The sequence below is a fragment of the Anaeromicropila populeti genome (genome assembly GCF_900112775.1).
Classification (GTDB): Bacteria; Bacillota; Clostridia; order Lachnospirales; family Lachnospiraceae; genus Anaeromicropila_A; species Anaeromicropila_A populeti.
Genome location: NZ_FOYZ01000010.1, coordinates 15954 through 34618 on the forward strand (window position 1 = coordinate 15954; position 18665 = coordinate 34618).

General features: G+C 37.1%; 16 protein-coding genes. 15 read left to right on the forward strand and 1 reads right to left on the reverse strand.

Annotation, left to right across the window (positions count from 1 at the left end; translation table 11 throughout):
* The 4 genes from hisA to BM305_RS12700 all read left to right on the forward strand — a co-directional run bounded on the left by hisA (position 1) and on the right by BM305_RS12700 (position 4385).
* On the forward strand, positions 1 to 774 hold the full coding sequence (gene hisA / locus BM305_RS12685) for a phosphoribosylformimino-5-aminoimidazole carboxamide ribotide isomerase (protein ID WP_092561411.1): 774 nt from the start codon (positions 1 to 3) through the stop codon (positions 772 to 774).
* Between the two features lie 202 nt (positions 775 to 976).
* Complete coding sequence (locus tag BM305_RS12690) at positions 977 to 1741, forward strand: cell wall hydrolase (RefSeq protein ID WP_092561413.1); 765 nt, start codon at positions 977 to 979, stop codon at positions 1739 to 1741.
* Positions 1742 to 1857: 116 nt separating this feature from the next.
* Positions 1858 to 3540, forward strand: a complete 1683-nt coding sequence (locus BM305_RS12695) for a glutamine--tRNA ligase/YqeY domain fusion protein (protein ID WP_092561415.1) — start codon at positions 1858 to 1860, stop codon at positions 3538 to 3540.
* Between the two features lie 17 nt (positions 3541 to 3557).
* Positions 3558 to 4385, forward strand: a complete 828-nt coding sequence (locus BM305_RS12700; protein ID WP_092561417.1) for a DUF2225 domain-containing protein — start codon at positions 3558 to 3560, stop codon at positions 4383 to 4385.
* Between the two features lie 68 nt (positions 4386 to 4453).
* Here BM305_RS12700 and BM305_RS12705 read toward each other — a convergent pair whose 3' ends face one another.
* Entirely contained in the window at positions 4454 to 5179 is a 726-nt protein-coding gene (locus BM305_RS12705) for a DUF6062 family protein (RefSeq protein WP_334292825.1), read from the reverse strand.
* A gap of 149 nt (positions 5180 to 5328) precedes the next feature.
* Here BM305_RS12705 and BM305_RS19655 point away from each other — a divergent pair, with 149 nt between their 5' ends.
* The 11 genes from BM305_RS19655 to BM305_RS12755 all read left to right on the forward strand — a co-directional run bounded on the left by BM305_RS19655 (position 5329) and on the right by BM305_RS12755 (position 18657).
* On the forward strand, positions 5329 to 5454 hold the full coding sequence (locus tag BM305_RS19655; protein ID WP_272481963.1) for a hypothetical protein: 126 nt from the start codon (positions 5329 to 5331) through the stop codon (positions 5452 to 5454).
* A gap of 46 nt (positions 5455 to 5500) precedes the next feature.
* On the forward strand, positions 5501 to 5788 hold the full coding sequence (locus BM305_RS12710) for a co-chaperone GroES (RefSeq protein ID WP_092561422.1): 288 nt from the start codon (positions 5501 to 5503) through the stop codon (positions 5786 to 5788).
* 48 nt (positions 5789 to 5836) lie between these two features.
* The gene (gene groL / locus BM305_RS12715; RefSeq protein WP_092561424.1) at positions 5837 to 7459 is read left to right on the forward strand and encodes a chaperonin GroEL; all 1623 of its coding nucleotides are present in this window, start codon (positions 5837 to 5839) and stop codon (positions 7457 to 7459) included.
* 160 nt (positions 7460 to 7619) lie between these two features.
* The gene (locus tag BM305_RS12720; protein WP_092561426.1) at positions 7620 to 8120 is read left to right on the forward strand and encodes a hypothetical protein; all 501 of its coding nucleotides are present in this window, start codon (positions 7620 to 7622) and stop codon (positions 8118 to 8120) included.
* A 98-nt stretch (positions 8121 to 8218) separates the two neighbouring features.
* A complete protein-coding gene (locus tag BM305_RS12725) occupies positions 8219 to 8857 on the forward strand; it encodes a prolipoprotein diacylglyceryl transferase (protein WP_092561428.1) in 639 nt (212 codons plus the stop codon).
* Positions 8858 to 9047: 190 nt separating this feature from the next.
* Positions 9048 to 10502, forward strand: coding sequence for an IMP dehydrogenase (gene guaB, locus BM305_RS12730; protein ID WP_092561430.1), 1455 nt, complete (start codon positions 9048 to 9050; stop codon positions 10500 to 10502).
* Positions 10503 to 10635: 133 nt separating this feature from the next.
* On the forward strand, positions 10636 to 12060 hold the full coding sequence (gene pyk / locus BM305_RS12735) for a pyruvate kinase (RefSeq protein ID WP_092561432.1): 1425 nt from the start codon (positions 10636 to 10638) through the stop codon (positions 12058 to 12060).
* Positions 12061 to 12203: 143 nt separating this feature from the next.
* A complete protein-coding gene (locus tag BM305_RS12740; protein ID WP_242940536.1) occupies positions 12204 to 12893 on the forward strand; it encodes a peptidoglycan recognition protein family protein in 690 nt (229 codons plus the stop codon).
* 23 nt (positions 12894 to 12916) lie between these two features.
* Positions 12917 to 14284, forward strand: coding sequence for an MATE family efflux transporter (locus BM305_RS12745; RefSeq protein WP_092561434.1), 1368 nt, complete (start codon positions 12917 to 12919; stop codon positions 14282 to 14284).
* 89 nt (positions 14285 to 14373) lie between these two features.
* Entirely contained in the window at positions 14374 to 16194 is a 1821-nt protein-coding gene (locus tag BM305_RS12750; protein WP_092561436.1) for a bifunctional homocysteine S-methyltransferase/methylenetetrahydrofolate reductase, read from the forward strand.
* Between the two features lie 18 nt (positions 16195 to 16212).
* Positions 16213 to 18657 (forward strand): homocysteine S-methyltransferase family protein, encoded by a 2445-nt coding sequence (locus BM305_RS12755; RefSeq protein WP_092561438.1) that lies wholly within the window; start codon positions 16213 to 16215, stop codon positions 18655 to 18657.
* The last annotated feature ends 8 nt before the right edge of the window (positions 18658 to 18665 follow it).

Here is an 18665-nt window from a genome sequence, read left to right on the forward strand (position 1 = left end):
ATGAAATTTAGACCTTGTATTGACATCCATAATGGAAGGGTAAAACAAATTGTCGGTTCTAGTCTGACAGACCAGGGGAATCATGCAATTGATAATTATGTATCTGAACAGGATGCATCTTTTTATGGTGAATTATATAAAAGTGATGGACTTAAAGGTGGTCATATTATTATTTTGAATAAAGAGGGAACGGATTTTTATGAAGATGATGTAAGACAAGCGATTCTTGCACTAGAGGCATTTCCAGGCGGTTTGCAGTTGGGTGGCGGAATTACTGCTGAAAATTGCAGATTTTTTTTGGAAAAGGGAGCAACCCATGTGATTGTTACATCATATGTTTTTAAGAATGGACGGATCTTTTATGAAAATCTGAATGAATTAGCAGGCTGTGCAGGGAAAGAACATATAGTACTGGATCTAAGTTGTAGAAAAAAAGGAGACGGATACTATATTGTGACTGACCGATGGCAAAAGTTTACGAATGTAAAAATAACAAAGGAAGTACTGGACGACCTATCCCAGTATTGTGATGAATTTCTCGTCCATGCAGTTGATGTGGAAGGGAAGGCTTCTGGTGTGGAAGAGCCTCTTGTGGAACTTTTAGGTGAATGGGAGGGGATTCCTATTACCTATGCAGGAGGAATCGGAAACTTTAAACATCTGGAGCAGATAAAGAAACTAGGAAAGAATAAACTGGATGTAACAATTGGCAGTGCTCTTGACTTGTTTGGAGGTAAAATGCAGTATAAAAAAGTGTTAACAATTTGTGAATAATTTTTTTCCTAAATTGAGGAAAGCCTTGTGTTTATGGGTTTTCCTTTTTTTGTTTTATGCATTTTACCAAAATAATGAATAAAAGTGTTGATCTTTTTTACGAATGTGTTATAATTGTTACATAAATGTTACGAATGGTTAAGTAATTATTTCGTACTACCGCAGATATTTTGTGTATCAAAACAGTAGAAGGAGATTATTTATGAAACTAAAAAGTTTGTTTTTCGTTGTTCTATTTTCTGTATTTTGTTTAGGCTTTACCAGTGTAAGAGTTTATGCAGATGAAGTAACACCAACAGGAGAGATTGCAACGGAAGAAACAATGGAAACAGCATCCGCTGATGACACAGCAGAGGAGTCCCAGATAACGGGGCAGGATGAGTCAGCACTTACAACAGAGGCAGAAGACAATAGTTCGGAAACCCTTGAGAATACAGATACTAATGAAGAAGTTATAGTTGAAGAAGCAGAAGAAGAAACGGTTGAGGAAGCAGAAGAAACCGTTGTAAAAAAGGAAACGAAAAAAACTACAAGTAAGAAAACGTCAACTAATAAGGCGTCAACTAAGAAAGTCAGCTATTCAGAGGAGCAGTTACGATTATTGGCTGCGTTGATTTATTGTGAGGCTGGAAGTGAAAGTTATGCGGGGAAGCTGGCAGTAGGTATTGTAGTTGTAAATAGAAAGGAATCATCAGCCTTTCCAGACACGATAAAAAGTGTTATTTATCAGAAATATCAGTTTGGTCCAGCAAGAAATGGTGCATTAGCAAAAGCATTAAAGGAATATGATGCAGGAAAATTTACAAGTAAGCAGGAAAAGGATTGTATTAAAGCGGCGAAGTCGGCATTAAGTGATACGAAAAAGATTACGTATAAAGGAAAAGTGATTAATTTAAAAGGATACTATTATTTTAGCGGCAGAGTACAAAGATATAGAATACAAATTGGTAATCACCAATTTAAATAATAGACGGATGAATAAAAAGCGGGAGTGTTGCATTTATTTTGTAACACCCCCTTTTCTATTAATGCTTAATGTGATATGATAGTAATGATTTTCATAAGACGGAAGGAGGAGACATAGTGGATAAGGACAATGTTTCTGAAGAGAAAGAAGTAATATCAAAAAACTTTATTGAGCAGATTATTGATAAAGATATAGAAGAAGGAAAAGTACAAAAGGTTATAACTAGATTTCCACCTGAGCCAAATGGATATTTGCATATTGGACATGCTAAGTCCATATTATTGAATTCCGGACTGGCAGAAAAGTATAACGGACAGTTTAACTTAAGATTTGATGATACCAATCCAACCAAGGAAAAGACAGAGTTTGTAGAGTCCATAATTGATGACGTTAAATGGATAGGCGGTAGTTTTGAAGAACGCATTTTTTTTGCATCAAACTATTTCCAGGAGATGTATGAGGCAGCAGTAAAGCTGATAAAAAAAGGAAAAGCGTTTGTTTGTGATTTGACAGCAGAAGAGATTAGGACATATAGAGGAACACTTACAGAACCAGGGAAAAACAGCCCATATAGAGAACGTTCAATAGAGGAAAATCTTGAATTATTCGATAAAATGAAGAATGGTGAGTTTCCGGATGGTTCAAAGGTACTTAGAGCGAAGATAGATATGGCATCTCCTAATATTAATTTGAGAGATCCTGTTATATATAGAGTGGCAAGGATGACTCACCACAATACAGGAGATCAGTGGTGCATTTATCCAATGTATGATTTTGCTCATCCGATAGAGGATGCGATAGAACATGTAACCCATTCCATTTGTACATTAGAATTTGAAGACCACAGACCTTTGTATGACTGGGTTGTAAGAGAACTAGAATATGAACAGCCACCGAAGCAGATTGAATTTGCAAAAATGTATCTGACCAATGTAATTACGGGAAAGAGATATATTAAGAAGCTGGTGGAAGAAGAAGTTGTGGATGGCTGGGATGATCCAAGGCTGGTTTCTATTGCAGCATTGCGGAGAAGAGGCTTTACACCAGAATCTATCCGTAAGTTTATGGATTTATGCGGGGTGTCCAAGAGTAATAGCTCTGTTGACTATGCAATGCTTGAGTATTGTATAAGAGAAGATTTAAAATTGAAGCAGGATCGTGTAATGGCAGTTCTCGATCCAATTAAACTGGTTATTGATAATTATGAAGAAGACAGAATCGAGTATTTTGATGTTCAGAATAACCAGGAAAATGAAGCATTAGGTACGAGAAAAGTACCTTTTGGTAAAGTACTGTATATTGATCGGGAAGATTTTATGATCGAACCGCCTAAGAAATATTTCAGGCTTTTTCCTGGAAATGAAGTACGATTAATGCATGCATATTTTGTGAAATGCGTTGATTATAAGACAGATGAGAATGGCAGGGTGACAGAGGTACATTGTACCTATGATCCAGAAACGAGAAGTGGAAGCGGCTTTACTGGCCGTAAAGTAAAAGGAACAATTCATTGGGTAGAAGCTTCTACAGCAGTTTCCGTGGAAACAAGATTGTATGAAAACATAGTTGATGAGGAAAAGGGAGTTTATAATGAAGATGGAAGTTTAAATTTAAATCCAGATTCCTTAACTATATTAGATACTTGCTATGTTGAGCCTTATTTAAAGAATGTTAAGCCTCTTGACCGTTTTCAATTTGTTAGACATGGTTATTTCTGCGTGGATTCCAAGGATTCCAGCGATGACAGACTTGTATTTAACAGGATTGTCTCACTAAAGAGTTCCTATAAACCAAATTAACCTAAGGAGGAGAAGTAATGAGTGATTTATTTTCAGGATTAGAAGAGTTTGGGCTTGGTGGATTAAAGAATGTTGAGGTATTTGAGAAAGAAGAGCAAAAGAATGCAGAGGAAGCAGCAGAAGCAAAACCAAAAATCACCGAGGCAGATCTTTTGTTTGATAAGACTCATACGTGTCCTGCATGCAGTAATAAATTTAAAGTGAAAACCGTCCGTATTGGAAAAGCAAAACTGATTTCTGCGGATACTGATTTAAGACCTCGGTATCAAGGTGTTGATTCGCTGAAGTATGATGCCATTGTATGTCCCCAGTGTGGATATAGCGCATTGAGCCGGTATTATGATTATTTGTCTGTTGCCCAGTCAAAGCTGGTGAAAGAAACTATTTCAGCTAATTTTAAAGGAATTGCCACAGAATTAGAGGTATATTCCTATGACGATGCCATTGCCCGGCATAAGCTGGCATTACTTAGTACTGTCGTTAAAAGAGGGAAAAATAGTGAGAGGGCATTTACATGTCTTAAACTGGCATGGATATTAAGAGGCAAGCAGGAAACTCTTCCAAAGGATACGCCAAATTATAACGATGCGAAAGCAAAACTGGCGGCAGAGGAAGCGGATTGTATTAAAAAGGCTCATGATGGCTTTTTAGCGGCATTTTCTAATGAAAGTTTCCCTATGTGTGGTATGGATGAATTTACTACTACATATCTGATTGCTGAATTGGCAAGAAGGATGGGGAATGAGGATGAGGCAAAGAGATGGTTGTCAAAAGTACTGACCGCCAGAGATGCCAATGAAAGAATTAAGAATAAGGCAAGAGAGATAAAAGATTTAATGAAATAGTTTCTCATCATTATTATATATGTTATTATAAGAAGCGGAGTCCAGTTGGATTCCGCTTTTAATAAGGATTACTCCAAATAAACAGAATTAGTCTTTATTACAGTTCTGGGAAGAGCATCCTGAGAATTTTTCCAGGGAGCGTCATTGTTACGATAGTCAAATTTATCTTTAAACCACTCTAAATCCTCTCTTACACGTTTCATATTTGATAGATATATCCTATTTAAATCGGATAAAAAACATTCCAGTTGTTTTCCTGTTAAGCTGGAGATTGCTAACTGATAAAGTCCGCCATAGTGTTTTGTACAAATTCCTTTTGAAGCATTGAAGGTTTGTTTAAAATCGTCTTCTGTTTTATAAAGATACAATATAGTTGCCAAATACCGTTGAAAAGTTGATTCAATCCTTTCACATATAAAACAGGTGGAATGTAATTGGTCAATATAGCTTTTTACATCGGAACAAGCTGGCTTTTTGAAAAAAGAGCCGCTGGCTGGTTTTTGGGATGTACTTAATTTTTCAATGGTACGTATGGTTTCATCCATGTGGGTGCTAAGCATCAGGGCTAAACCAAGGCGATTTTGATTTTTATACATCATTCGAATGTGCTTTTCGCAGAATCCCTTTTTGTCTGTTTCGGCACGTACGTCATCTTCCATATAGCTGGGACCCATTGTGTACTCAACTGCATTACTTTCTAATTGTTTATACATAGAGCACAGGGGACATTCGCTGTCCTCACGAAATGCATCGGTAACAGGAATTGTATACAATTTTTCTTTCAAGTTTTTCATCCTTTCTAATTTAACGTATAAAATTTACCTGAATTGGCAAGAACTATTATAGCATAAAGTAAAAAAAGATCACATAAAAATTAAATGAGACAAGTTAATTTAATAATAAAGAGAAATAAGAAAATTAGAAAAACTGAGAAAACAAGAGCATGAGTGAGATAATAAATGATATACTAAAGAATATGGCAATAATGGAAGAGTTTCAGATTTGCAATAAAGAAACAAATTTACTAATATATGCTTATCAGTTAGCACTCGATTGTAATGAGTGCTAATAACTTTGATAAATTAGAACTAGAAATTGTATAAGGAGGAATTATTATGAAGTTAGTACCATTAGGTGACAAAGTAGTATTAAAACAGTTAGAGGCAGAAGAAACAACAAAATCTGGAATTGTGTTACCAGGTCAGGCACAGGAAAAGCCACAGCAGGCTGAAGTCGTAGCAGTTGGACCTGGCGGAGTGATTGATGGAAAAGAAGTAACGATGCAAGTTAAAGTTGGCGATAAAGTTATCTATCAAAAATATGCAGGAACGAATGTTAAATTAGATGCAGAAGAATTTGTAATTGTAAAACAAAACGATATTGTTGCAATTGTTGAGGAATAATTTGATTTAAATTAAATTTAGAAGATAATAGAACAGGAGGAAATAGATATGGCAAAAGAAATTAAATATGGTGCAGAAGCTCGTGCAGCTTTAGAAACTGGTGTTAATAAATTAGCTGATACAGTGAAGGTTACTTTAGGACCAAAGGGAAGAAATGTTGTTTTAGATAAATCATTTGGTGCTCCATTGATTACCAATGATGGTGTTACGATTGCAAAAGAAATTGAACTGGAAGATGCATTTGAAAACATGGGTGCACAGCTGGTGAAGGAAGTTGCTACAAAAACCAATGATGTTGCTGGTGATGGTACAACTACAGCAACTGTACTGGCTCAGGCAATGATCCATGAAGGTGTGAAAAACCTGGCTGCTGGAGCAAATCCTATTATTTTAAGAAAAGGTATGAAAAAAGCTACGGATTGTGCTGTTGAGGCAATTGCTGGTATGAGTTCAAAAATTACAGGAAAAGAGCAAATTGCAAAGGTTGCAGCTATTTCAGCGGGTGATGATTCTGTTGGTGAAATGATTGCGGATGCTATGGAAAAAGTTTCAAATGATGGTGTTATTACAATTGAAGAATCTAAGACAATGATGACAGAACTTGATTTAGTAGAAGGTATGCAGTTTGATCGTGGATATGTATCTGCATATATGGCTACAGATATGGATAAAATGGTTGCGAACCTAGAAAATCCATACATTTTAATAACAGACAAGAAAATTTCTAATATTCAAGAAATTCTGCCTCTTTTAGAGCAGGTTGTACAAAGCAGTGCAAAGCTTCTGATTATTGCAGAAGAAGTAGAAGGAGAGGCACTGTCTACATTAGTAATTAATAAATTACGTGGTACATTCCAGGTTGTTGCTGTAAAAGCTCCTGGCTATGGTGACAGAAGAAAAGCTATGTTACAGGATATCGCTATTTTAACAGGAGGTACTGTGATATCTGATGAAGTAGGTCTTGATTTGAAAGAAGCTACATTAGAACAATGTGGACGTGCAAAATCAGTTAAGGTTCAGAAGGAAACTACTATTATTGTAGATGGTGAAGGCGATAAAGCTGAAATTGAAGGAAGAATTGCTCAAATCAAAACTCAGATTTCCGAAACTACTTCTGAATTCGATAAAGAAAAATTACAAGAAAGGCTTGCAAAGTTATCAGGTGGTGTGGCAGTTATACGTGTTGGTGCTGCAACTGAAACAGAAATGCAGGAAGCAAAACTTCGTATGGAAGATGCATTAGCAGCTACAAGAGCAGCAGTAGAAGAAGGTATTATTGCAGGTGGTGGTTCTTCATACATTCATGCAGCTAAGGAAGTTGCCAAATTAGTAACTTCTTTAGAGGGAGATGAGAAGACAGGAGCTCAGATTATCTTAAAGGCATTAGAAGCACCTTTATATACGATTGCTTACAATGCTGGGCTGGAAGGTTCCGTTATTATTAATAAAGTAAAAGAAAGCGAACCAGGAACTGGTTTCAATGCTTTAACAGAAGAATATGTGGATATGGTTACTGCTGGAATCTTAGATCCTGCTAAGGTTACAAGAAGTGCACTTCAAAATGCTACAAGTGTTGCATCTACATTACTTACTACAGAGTCTGTTGTAGCTAACATTAAAGAGGATGCACCAGCAATGCCAGGCGGCGCTCCAGGAATGGGAATGATGTAATCAGATTATTATAAGTGAATATAGTAATAAGAGGTGCAGGCTGAATCAGGTGGCCTGCATCTTTTTATTTGATATAATACTAATATCCTTTATTTTTTAAATGATTTCGAGTATAATAGTAGCATGTTTTAAATTGGCAACCAGGATAGGAGGATTTTTAATGAACGAGTTGTATGCAGAAGCTAGTATTCAAGTAAAGACAACCTTTAAGCAGACATTTTTAAAGGTATTATTAATTATTGGTACAGTATTATCTGCTTTTTTGGCAATTGGATTAATGCTGGTGGTTTTTATACCAGTTACAGCAATATTGGTGGTTTTATGTTTTTTTGCATTTCCAAGATTAAGTAAGTTAGAATATGAATACATTTTTTGTGATGGAAGACTGGATTTTGACCGCATTGCAGGTGGTGCAAAAAGAAAGACAATGTTAAGGATAGAAATGGAAACCGTAGAGATTGTTGCAGGACCAGCCAATGCATCCAATTATGAAAATGGGAAGTTTGACCAGGTTAAGGATTTTTCCAATGGAGTGAAAGCAGAGACTTTCGTAATTATTTCTAATAATGATTCTAAGAGAATGAAAATACTATTTAATCCAAGTGAAAAAATGGTAGAGTGTATGTATAATAAAGCACCAAGTAAGGTAAAAAAGTATTAGGTGTATAACAGAAGAAGTCAGAAGATTTATTTTTTTCATTCATTTTTCACATGGTATTCACAAATATGCCGCATAATAGCAAGCAGGAGGTGTGAAAAATGAGAAAAAAATATATGTTATATGTGGCAGCATTAAGTGTAGCTTTGTTTATGACTGGCTGCAATGCGGAAAAGACCAATGAGGAAACAGCGGTAGTTGAGAATACAGAAAGCAGCCAGGTGAGTGATGAAAATGACGAGGCAATGGAAGCTGCTGGGGCAGAATCGGATTTACTTGGTGAAGTGACAGCAGTTTCTGAGAATTCCGTAACGATAGCAGTAGGTATTCAAAGACAGATGGGTGGCGGATCAAATGGTGAAAAGCCAGACGGTGAAAGACCAGAAGGAGAAGCACCATCAGGTGAAACCCCAGACGGTAAAGCACCAGAAGGAGAAGCACCATCAGGTGAAAAGCCAGACGGTGAAGTTCCAGAAGGAGAAGTTCCATCAGGGGAAAAAGGAAAAGGCGGCATGCTTTCCTTAACTGGAGAAGAGAAGGAAATAGTCGTATCAGAACAGACTGAGATAGTAAAAGAGAGTAATAATACAAGTGAAAGCATTACAATTGCTGATATTCAAACAGGAGATATTCTGGCTATAGAATATGAGGAAGACGGCGAAACAGTAAAATCAATTATAGTAAAATCATTTCAAATGGGAGATGGCAGGCAGAAAGGAAATGAACTGAAAGGTGAATAAGGGAATCATGTAGGAATCGGATTTGAAGTTCTACATAATAGAATGTGTGGCACTAATAAATATTATTAGTTAATTTAATAATTGGCAGGCAGATCTTGTCTTGACAATTAACTTTCATTTAGTTATACTTTTAAAAATCACCTAAAATTTTAGATGTCAAATAATAACTTAAGAAAGTGAGGATTAAGTAATGGGTACAATTATTGGCGAGGGCATTACATTTGATGATGTTTTATTAGTGCCAGCTTATTCAGAAATTATTCCGAATCAAGTTGACTTATCAACAAATTTAACACAAAAGGTTAAACTAAACATTCCTATGATGAGTGCAGGTATGGATACTGTTACAGAGCATAGAATGGCTATTGCTATGGCGAGGCAGGGTGGAATCGGAGTGATTCACAAAAATATGTCGATCGAGCAGCAGGCAGAAGAAGTGGATAAAGTGAAGCGTTCAGAGAATGGAGTTATTACGGATCCGTTTTCCTTATCGCCAGAACATACACTAGAAGATGCCAATAATCTTATGGCTAAATTTCGTATTTCGGGAGTACCTATTACAGAAGGTAAAAAATTAGTCGGAATTATTACAAATCGTGACCTTAAGTTTGAAACGGATTTTACTAAAAAAATCAAAGAGAGTATGACTTCTGAAGGCTTGATTACAGCACAGGAAGGAATTACTTTAGAAGAAGCAAAGAAAATTCTTGGCGCAGCAAGAAAAGAAAAGCTTCCAATTGTAGATAAAGATGGTAATTTGAGCGGATTAATTACAATAAAGGATATTGAAAAGCAGATTAAGTATCCATTATCAGCAAAGGATTCCCAAGGCAGACTGCTTTGTGCAGCAGGAGTTGGTGTAACTGCTAATATTCTGGACAGAGTAGATGCTCTTGTAAAAGCAAAAGTAGATGCTATTGTTATTGATACAGCACACGGACACTCAGCCAATGTACTAAAGGTTGTCAGAATGGTTCGAGATGCCTATCCAGAGCTGCAGATTATTGCAGGAAATGTGGCAACTGGTGAAGGTACCCTTGATTTAATAAAAGCAGGTGTAGATGCTGTAAAGGTTGGTATTGGTCCTGGCTCTATTTGTACTACAAGAGTAGTTGCCGGAATTGGTGTACCACAGGTTTCAGCAATTATGAATGCATATGAAGCAGCTAAAAAGTATAATGTGCCAGTTATTGCAGATGGAGGTATTAAATACTCTGGTGATATGACAAAAGCAATTGCGGCTGGTGCCAATGTCTGTATGATGGGAAGCATCTTTGCTGGATGTGATGAAAGCCCTGGAACCTTCGAGTTATTTCAAGGCAGGAAGTATAAGGTTTATCGTGGAATGGGTTCTATAGGTGCAATGGAAAATGGCAGTAAGGATCGTTATTTCCAGGATGATGCGAAAAAGCTTGTACCAGAAGGGGTAGAAGGACGTGTTGCATACAAAGGAACAGTAGAAGATACCGTTTTTCAGTTAATGGGTGGTCTTCGTTCTGGCATGGGCTATTGTGGAACGCCAGATATTGAGAGTTTGAAGGCAAATGGAAAATTTGTTAAAATTTCAGCTGCTTCCTTAAAGGAAAGTCATCCACATGATATTCATATTACAAAAGAGGCACCAAATTATAGTATAGAAAAATAAGTATGTGTGAATAAGTAAAAGGTATCAGATTGTTCTGGTACCTTTTATGTACGCAGTAGAGTTTTAGAAATTCTGATAGAAACTGTTACTTAGGGAGAGAATAATAAAACAATAATAGGAAAGGCTGAAATGAATGAAAAAGACAAAGATTATTTGCACACTGGGACCATCCACAGAAAAGCCTGGTGTATTAGAACAATTGGCAGAAGCAGGAATGGACTGCGCGAGGTTTAACTTTTCTCATGGGGATCATGAAGAACATGGAAAAAGATTTGAAGCATTAAAGAAAATACGGGAAGAGAGTGGACGCCCTATTGCAGCATTATTAGACACTAAGGGTCCTGAAATCCGGCTAAAAGATTTTAAAGAAGGAAAAGTTTTTTTGGAGAAGGGGCAAAAATTTACTCTTACCACACGAGAAGTAGAAGGTACTGGCGAGATAGCGTCTATTACCTATAAAGGGCTTCCTATGGATGTGAAGGCAGGTACGATTATTTTAGTGGATGACGGACTTATCGAGATGGTGGTAGAAGAGAAAAACGAGACAGATATTATTTGTAAGGTTTTAAATGAGGGACCAGTTTCTAATAAAAAGGGAGTTAATGTACCTAATACAAGATTAAGTATGCCTTATTTAAGTGAAAAAGACAGAGATGATATTATTTTTGGTATTAAAATGGGATATGATTTCATTGCAGCATCTTTTGTAAGGACAGCAGAGGATGTTTTAGAGATACGAAAAATATTTGAAGAATATCAATGTGATAAAATTAAAATTATTGCTAAGATTGAAAATAAAGAAGGTGTAGATAATATCGATGATATTATCAAAGTGGCAGATGGTATTATGATAGCCAGAGGTGATATGGGGGTTGAAGTGCCTGGACAGGATGTACCTGCCATTCAGAAGAGAATTATCAAGAAAGTTTACCAGGCTGGAAAGCAGGTTATAACAGCAACACAAATGCTGGATTCTATGCAGAAAAATCCGAGGCCTACCAGAGCGGAAATATCTGATGTTGCCAACGCAATTTATGATGGTACCAGTGCAATAATGTTATCAGGTGAAACAGCAGCTGGAAAGTATCCAGTAGAAGCCTTACAGATGATGGTTAGTATAGCAGTTGCCACAGAGAATGATATAGATTATAAGAAAAGATTTTTAGAAACAGGTCCAGTGAAGGATAATTCTATTAGAGAGGCAATTTCTCATTCCACTGTAATGACGGCACATGATTTAGATGCAGAAGCGATTATTTCTGTAACCATGTCGGGATCTACCGCAAGAAGAGTTGTTAAATACCGGCCGAACACTCAGGTATTTGGCTGCTCCACCAGAGACTATGTTTGCCGTCACCTAAATTTGGCATGGGGGGTTATTCCAATACTAGTGGAAGAAAAAAATGACACATTTGAATTATTTGACCATGCAATTGACAAGGTGATAGAAGCAGGGTATTTGAAACCGGGGGATATTACCGTTATTACAGCTGGTGTTCCATTAGGAGAATCGGGAACAACAAATTTGATTAAAGTACAAAGAGTATCAGGTAAGTAAAATATACTTGTAATATTCTTTAGAATATGGAATAATATAAACATTAATTGTTTGAAAAGATAAAGTGTTGTCAAAATGCTTTATCTTTTTTGGTGCAAGTACAATAATGTAAGGGTAAAGTACGAGATAAAGAGGGGGATAATATGGCCAGACGGCGGCTGACAAAAAAGGAATGGAAGAAACGAAGAAGATTAAAAGTGTTGTTAGTATTTAGCACATTAGTATTAATGACTGTTACCATAATAGGAGTTTTCTGTTCTATAGTGGCTAAAATGCAGGGGAAAACAGAAAGTGAAATTTTTTCTTCTTTTTTTCCAACTAAAAAGGTTGGGAAAATGGAGGTGACGGAGATGTATTTGACACCAAATGAATACTCCAGGCCTGAGACACCTTTAAAAAAAGTGAAGGGTGTCGTAGTACATTATACGGGAAATCCTGGTACAGATGCAGAGGCAAATCGAAATTACTTTGAATCATTAAAGGATACACATACAACATCAGCCAGTAGTCATTATGTGATCGGGTTGGACGGCACGATTATACAGTGCATTCCACTAGATGAGATGTCTTATGCTTCCAATAAGAGAAATGTAGATACCATTAGTATTGAGGTGTGCCATATGGATGAATCAGGTGTCTTTACCACCGAAGCTTATGATTCTCTCGTTGGACTAACGGCATGGCTCTGTGGTAAATTCAACTTGAAGAAGAACGATATTATCCGCCATTATGATATTACGGGAAAAGAATGTCCAAAGTATTATGTTAAGCATGAGGATAAATGGCTGGAATTTAAGGAGGATGTATTTCAATATATTGCGAATAATTCATAATTTTAGATGGGAGAGAAAAGAGAATGGAGCAAATGAAAGAAAATAAAATGGGAGTCATGCCCATTCCTAAGCTGCTAATAACGATATCACTGCCAATGATTGTTTCTATGTTGGGGATAGCGTTATATAATATTGTTGACAGTCTATTTGTATCAAAAATAGATCAGGATGCGTTTACGGCATTATCCCTTGTGTTTCCAGTACAGAACATGATGCTTGCAGTCGGTGCTGGAACAGGTGTGGGAATTAATGCATTGCTGTCACGAAGCTTGGGGGAAAAGAAGTATGAGGAAGCAAATAGAGCTGCTGTAAATGGATTGTTTTTAGCAATATGCAGTTGGATTGTGTTCGCGCTATTTGGGCTTTTGTTCTCCCGTACTTATTTTGAACTGCAAAATGTGGAGGATAAAATCATTCAGTATGGAACCAGCTATATGAGAATCTGCTGTATCGCTTCCATTGGATTGTTTTTGCAAATGACACTGGAAAGGCTGCTTCAGTCTACTGGGCGAAGCTTTTTTAGTATGATTACACAGCTGACAGGAGCGATTATTAATATAATTTTAGATCCTGTTTTAATATTTGGAATAGGACCATTTCCCAAAATGGGGGTTGCAGGGGCAGCAACAGCGACTGTTATCGGTCAGATTTCTGCCATGCTTTTGGCTGCTTATTTTAATTTCTTTTTCAACAAAGACATTCAGATTGATTTTAAAAAATATAAGATTTCAGGAAGAGTGGTAGGGCGAATTTATCGAGTGGGAATTCCATCCATTATTATGCAGTCAATTGGTACCATTATGATTATTGGAATGAACCGAATATTAATTGATTTTTCCAAGCTGGCAGTCAATGTCTTTGGTGCCTACTTTAAGCTGCAAAGTTTTATTTTTATGCCAGTATTTGGACTGGTAAACGGAATGATTCCAATTATTGCTTATAACTATGGTGCTAGAAAAAGAAAACGTATTATAGACACAATAAAATTAGGTTTATTAATCGCTGAAGGTATTATGCTGGCAGGGGTTATTATATTTCAGCTAGTTCCAGGGCAGCTGCTGCATTGGTTTGATGACACAGGGCAATTAGGGGAAATAGGAGTCTTAGCTTTTAGGATTATTAGTACCAGTTTTCTATTCGCTGGTTTTTGCATTACACTTTCAAGTGTATTTCAGGCATTTGGAGATGGCTTGTATAGTATGATTGTGTCCATTGGAAGACAATTAATTGTATTACTTCCGACAGCATATCTGCTGGCAAAGCTTTTTGGATTAAATGCTGTCTGGTACAGTTATCCGATTGCAGAAATTGCATCTGTTACCCTGAGTACAATGTTTTTTATTCATTTATATAAAAAGAAAATAAAAGGATTAGAAAACAAAACTACTTAAATATCCTTGCTGTACAAACCAACTTTGTGATATGATTAAGAATAACAGTCTGAATCGTGTAAAAGAAAATTTTGAAGGAGAAGAAATGGATGAAATTGCAGGATTATTTGAAAAAGCATAGACTGGTTGCAGATGGGGCAATGGGAACCTATTATTCCCGTTTACATGAAGAGGATAAAGCAGTTGCAGAGTTTGGCAATATAAAAGAACCCAAAACAATTGAAATGATTCATAGGCAGTATATCGAATCGGGTGCCAGGTTAATCCGAACCAATACCTTTGCGGCTAATACAGTGGTACTAGGGCTAAAGGTACAAGAGCAGATTGAGATAATTAGCAAAGCATGTGAAATTGCCAAAACGGCAGCTGGAAACAGATTTGCAGGTATTAGCCCAATAGGGGATCAAAGAGAAGAGGATTTAGTTTTTATTGCTGGAGACATTGGACCAATTCCTGTTGTAATGGAGCTTGGTGAAGATAAGGTTTTAGAGGAATATAAGCGAATTTGTGATTTGTTCATAGAAGAAAAGCTGTCCGCAATTATTTTTGAAACCTTTGTTGATCTGGCCTATTTAAAGGAACTGGCAGTTTATATTAAGCAGAAAAGTGATTTATTTGTAATCTGTGATTTTTGTGTAAATAAGAATGGATATACGGAAATGGGCATTAGCGGAAGCAAAATCTGGCAGACAGTTTCTGAAATAGAAGAAATCGATGCAATTGGTTTGAATTGTGGAATTGGTTCCGGACATATGCATCAGGTATTAAGCCGTATGAATTTTCCTAATAACAAATATATAGTAGCGATGCCTAATGCAGGTTATCCAGAACAGCTGCAAAACCGAATGACCTTTATGGACAATGCAGAGTATTTTGTGGATAATATGGCACAGATAGCAGAGCTGGGAATAGATATTGTAGGTGGATGTTGCGGCACAACGCCCCATTATATAGAGAAACTAGCCAAGTGTATTTCACTTGACCCTAGTGTGAGAGGGAACTCAGCAGACATTGTGGTCAGTGAGCCTGCGGGAGTACAGAAAGAAATTATAAAGAATGATTTCTATGAAAAGCTGCGAAGTGGGAAAAAGGTAGTAGCAGTTGAACTAGATCCTCCGTTTGATGCCAGTTATGAAAAACTGATGGAACATGCCCAGACATTAAAGGATAAGAAAGTCGACATTATTACAATGGCAGATTCTCCCATGGGAAGAAGCAGGGTAGATTCTATTTTAATGAGTACAAAATTAAAGCATGATATTGGAGTTTCCGTTATGCCACATATTTGCTGCCGTGATAAAAATATGATTGCCATGCGGTCGGCAATACTAGGTGCGTATATTAATGATATCCGCAATTTTCTTCTTGTAACAGGAGATCCCGTACCAAGTGTCAGCCGTATGAATACAACAGGTGTATTTGATTACAATTCAATCAATCTTATGAGCTTTGTAAAGGAAATGAATGAAGAGCATTTTAGCAGAGAGCCGATATATTATGGTGGTGCATTGAATTATGCCAGAGGTGTGCTGGAAAAGGTTGCAGACCGAATGAAGCGCAAGATGGATGTGGGATGTACGTATTTTCTTACTCAGCCTATATATATAAAAGAAGACATAGAGCGGATTTATCAACTGAAGAAAACCACAGATTCAAAAATTTTATGTGGCATTATGCCTCCTGTAAGCTATCGGAATGCAAACTTTTTAAAAAATGAGCTGGCTGGAATTCATGTTACAGAAGAAATCGTGGCAAGATATCATATGGATATGACAAAGGAGGAAGCAGAGCAGACAGGTGCAGATATTGCAAATGAAATAATTGGGGAAATAAAGTCCTTTGCAGATGGTTATTATTTTATGCTGCCATTTAACAGAGTAAGTTTTATGGATCGAATTACAATTGAATAAATGGATAGGAGAAGACGGATGACAAGAGAAGAATGGAAAGAGCTGATACAATCAAAAATTGTTTTTTTAGATGGAGCAACAGGTACAAATTTGCAGAAACAGGGAATGCCAGTGGGAGTATGCCCTGAAAAATGGATTTTGGAGAATCCAGAGAAAATGATTGGATTACAAAGAGAGTTTATTCGGGCTGGTTCGGATATTTTGTATGCACCAACCTTTACGGCTAACCGAATAAAGCTGGAAGAATATGGATTGGAAAAAGATATCAGCGTTATGAACCGGGCACTGATAAAATTATCTAAAACAGCAATTAGAGAAGAACAAAAGCAGGGGCTGGAGAGAAAAATTTATGTTGCTGGAGATATTACTATGACTGGGGAACAGCTTTACCCAATTGGAAAGCTTCAGTTTGAAGAACTGGTGGATGTGTATAAAGAACAAATTTCCTATATGCTTCTGGAAGGAGTAGACTTATTTATCATTGAAACTATGATGAGTCTGCAAGAATGCAGAGCTGCTGTTCTGGCGGTTAAGGAAACCTGTGATTTGCCAGTGATGGTAACGCTGACCTTTAACGATGATATGCGGACTCTTTTTGGAACAGATCCCCAGACAGCAGTTGTTGTTTTGGAAAATATGGGAGCCGATGCAGTTGGTCTGAACTGTTCCACAGGCCCAGATAAAATGCTTCCCGTGGTAGAGATTATGCGGAAATATTCTTCTATTCCAATCATTGCCAAGCCAAATGCGGGACTTCCGCATTTGGAAAATAATGTTACAGTGTTTGACATGGAACCCGATAGGTTTGCAGAAGAGGTGAAGAAACTGGCAGAGGCTGGTGCGTCTATTGTAGGCGGATGTTGTGGTGCTACACCTGAGCATATCAAAGAGGTTGTGAAAGTAGTCAGGGACATGAAGATTCCCACAGTAAGAGAGAATACATTGCGGGCATTGACAACAGAGCGCCGGACACTGGAAATAGAAATGGATGGAAAGTTTCTTGTAGTGGGGGAACGAATTAATCCAACTGGAAAAAAGGCATTGCAGGAAGAACTAAGAAATGACACCTTTGAAATTGTGAATAAGATGGCAGAAGAACAGGTTGAAAATGGTGCAGATATTCTTGATGTCAATGTAGGGATGAATGGAATTGATGAGAAAGAGGTTATGCTGAAGGTTATTTACGAGTTAATGAACAGTTCGGAAGTACCACTTTGTATTGATTCCAGCTATGTGGAAATTATTGAAGCAGCACTTAGAATTTATCCGGGAAGGGCATTAATTAATTCCATATCTCTTGAAAAGGAAAAGTTTGAAAAATTAATTCCAATTGCAAAAAAATATGGTGCTATGTTTATTTTACTTCCTCTTTCGGACAAAGGACTGCCAAAGGATTTAGAAGAAAAGAAGGAAATTATTAACATAATTTTAGAACGGGCACTGGAACTTGGATTGACAAAGGAAAGTATTATAGTAGACGGTCTGGTGAACACAGTTGGTGCTAATAAAAAGGCGGCATTGGAAACACTGGAAACCATTCGTTATTGTAAACAGGATTTAGGACTGGCTACTATTTGTGGCCTTTCCAATATTTCTTTTGGACTGCCAGAGAGAAGCTTTGTAAATGCTACATTTCTGGCACTGGCAATCAGAGAAGGCCTGACCATGGCAATTGCAAATCCATCACAAAATCTTTTGATGAATACGGCATTTGCAACCGATTTACTATTAAATAAGGAAGAGGCTGACGTTCGTTATATTAAGCGTGTGTCTGAGAATCCGACAAATTTTGTCAGTGAAAAGAAATCAATTGCTTCAGGAGAAAAGAAAGGCAGCAGCCCAGTGGAAGAGGCAGTAATTAAAGGAGAACGTAAGCAGATTCTAAAGCTTGTGAAGGAAACACTGGACTGTGGGAAAGCTCCCGGTGAAATTATTAATACTATGCTGATTCCTGCCATTAACAAGGTAGGAGATCTTTTTGAAAAGCAGATTTACTTTTTACCACAGTTAATTAGCAGTGCAGAAACGATGAAAACGGCTATTGATTATCTGGAGCCAATGCTGCATAATGGTGAGGATGAGAAAAAGCTGGGAACGGTTGTTATGGCAACAGTTGCAGGAGATATCCATGATATTGGGAAAAATCTGGTAGTGCTGATGCTTAAAAATTATGGATTTGAAGTAATCGATTTGGGCAAGGATGTTCCGTCTAAAAAGGTTGTGGATACAGCAAAAGAAGTAGATGCAGATATTATAGGGTTATCCGCCCTAATGACTACCACCATGATGGAAATGAAAAATGTTGTGGAAATGGCACATAATGAGGGAATACGAGCAAAAATTATTATAGGTGGCGCGGTAATCACTGAGAATTTTGCCGAAGAAATTGGTGCTGATGGATATTCTAAGGATGCACAAGATGCGGTAAAATTAGTGAAAAGACTTATGCAGCTTGTAGATTAAATTTACAG

Coding starts and splice junctions, on each gene's coding strand:
- BM305_RS12750 (WP_092561436.1), top strand. CDS start 14,374: ATGAAATTGCAGGATTATTTGAAAAAGCATAGACTGGTTGCAGATGGG.
- BM305_RS12755 (WP_092561438.1), top strand. CDS start 16,213: ATGACAAGAGAAGAATGGAAAGAGCTGATACAATCAAAAATTGTTTTT.
- BM305_RS12720 (WP_092561426.1), top strand. CDS start 7,620: ATGAACGAGTTGTATGCAGAAGCTAGTATTCAAGTAAAGACAACCTTT.
- pyk (WP_092561432.1), top strand. CDS start 10,636: ATGAAAAAGACAAAGATTATTTGCACACTGGGACCATCCACAGAAAAG.
- BM305_RS12690 (WP_092561413.1), top strand. CDS start 977: ATGAAACTAAAAAGTTTGTTTTTCGTTGTTCTATTTTCTGTATTTTGT.
- BM305_RS12700 (WP_092561417.1), top strand. CDS start 3,558: ATGAGTGATTTATTTTCAGGATTAGAAGAGTTTGGGCTTGGTGGATTA.
- BM305_RS12725 (WP_092561428.1), top strand. CDS start 8,219: ATGAGAAAAAAATATATGTTATATGTGGCAGCATTAAGTGTAGCTTTG.
- BM305_RS12745 (WP_092561434.1), top strand. CDS start 12,917: ATGGAGCAAATGAAAGAAAATAAAATGGGAGTCATGCCCATTCCTAAG.
- BM305_RS12740 (WP_242940536.1), top strand. CDS start 12,204: ATGGCCAGACGGCGGCTGACAAAAAAGGAATGGAAGAAACGAAGAAGA.
- groL (WP_092561424.1), top strand. CDS start 5,837: ATGGCAAAAGAAATTAAATATGGTGCAGAAGCTCGTGCAGCTTTAGAA.
- BM305_RS12710 (WP_092561422.1), top strand. CDS start 5,501: ATGAAGTTAGTACCATTAGGTGACAAAGTAGTATTAAAACAGTTAGAG.
- BM305_RS19655 (WP_272481963.1), top strand. CDS start 5,329: ATGAGTGAGATAATAAATGATATACTAAAGAATATGGCAATAATGGAA.
- guaB (WP_092561430.1), top strand. CDS start 9,048: ATGGGTACAATTATTGGCGAGGGCATTACATTTGATGATGTTTTATTA.
- BM305_RS12705 (WP_334292825.1), bottom strand. CDS start 5,179: ATGAAAAACTTGAAAGAAAAATTGTATACAATTCCTGTTACCGATGCA.
- hisA (WP_092561411.1), top strand. CDS start 1: ATGAAATTTAGACCTTGTATTGACATCCATAATGGAAGGGTAAAACAA.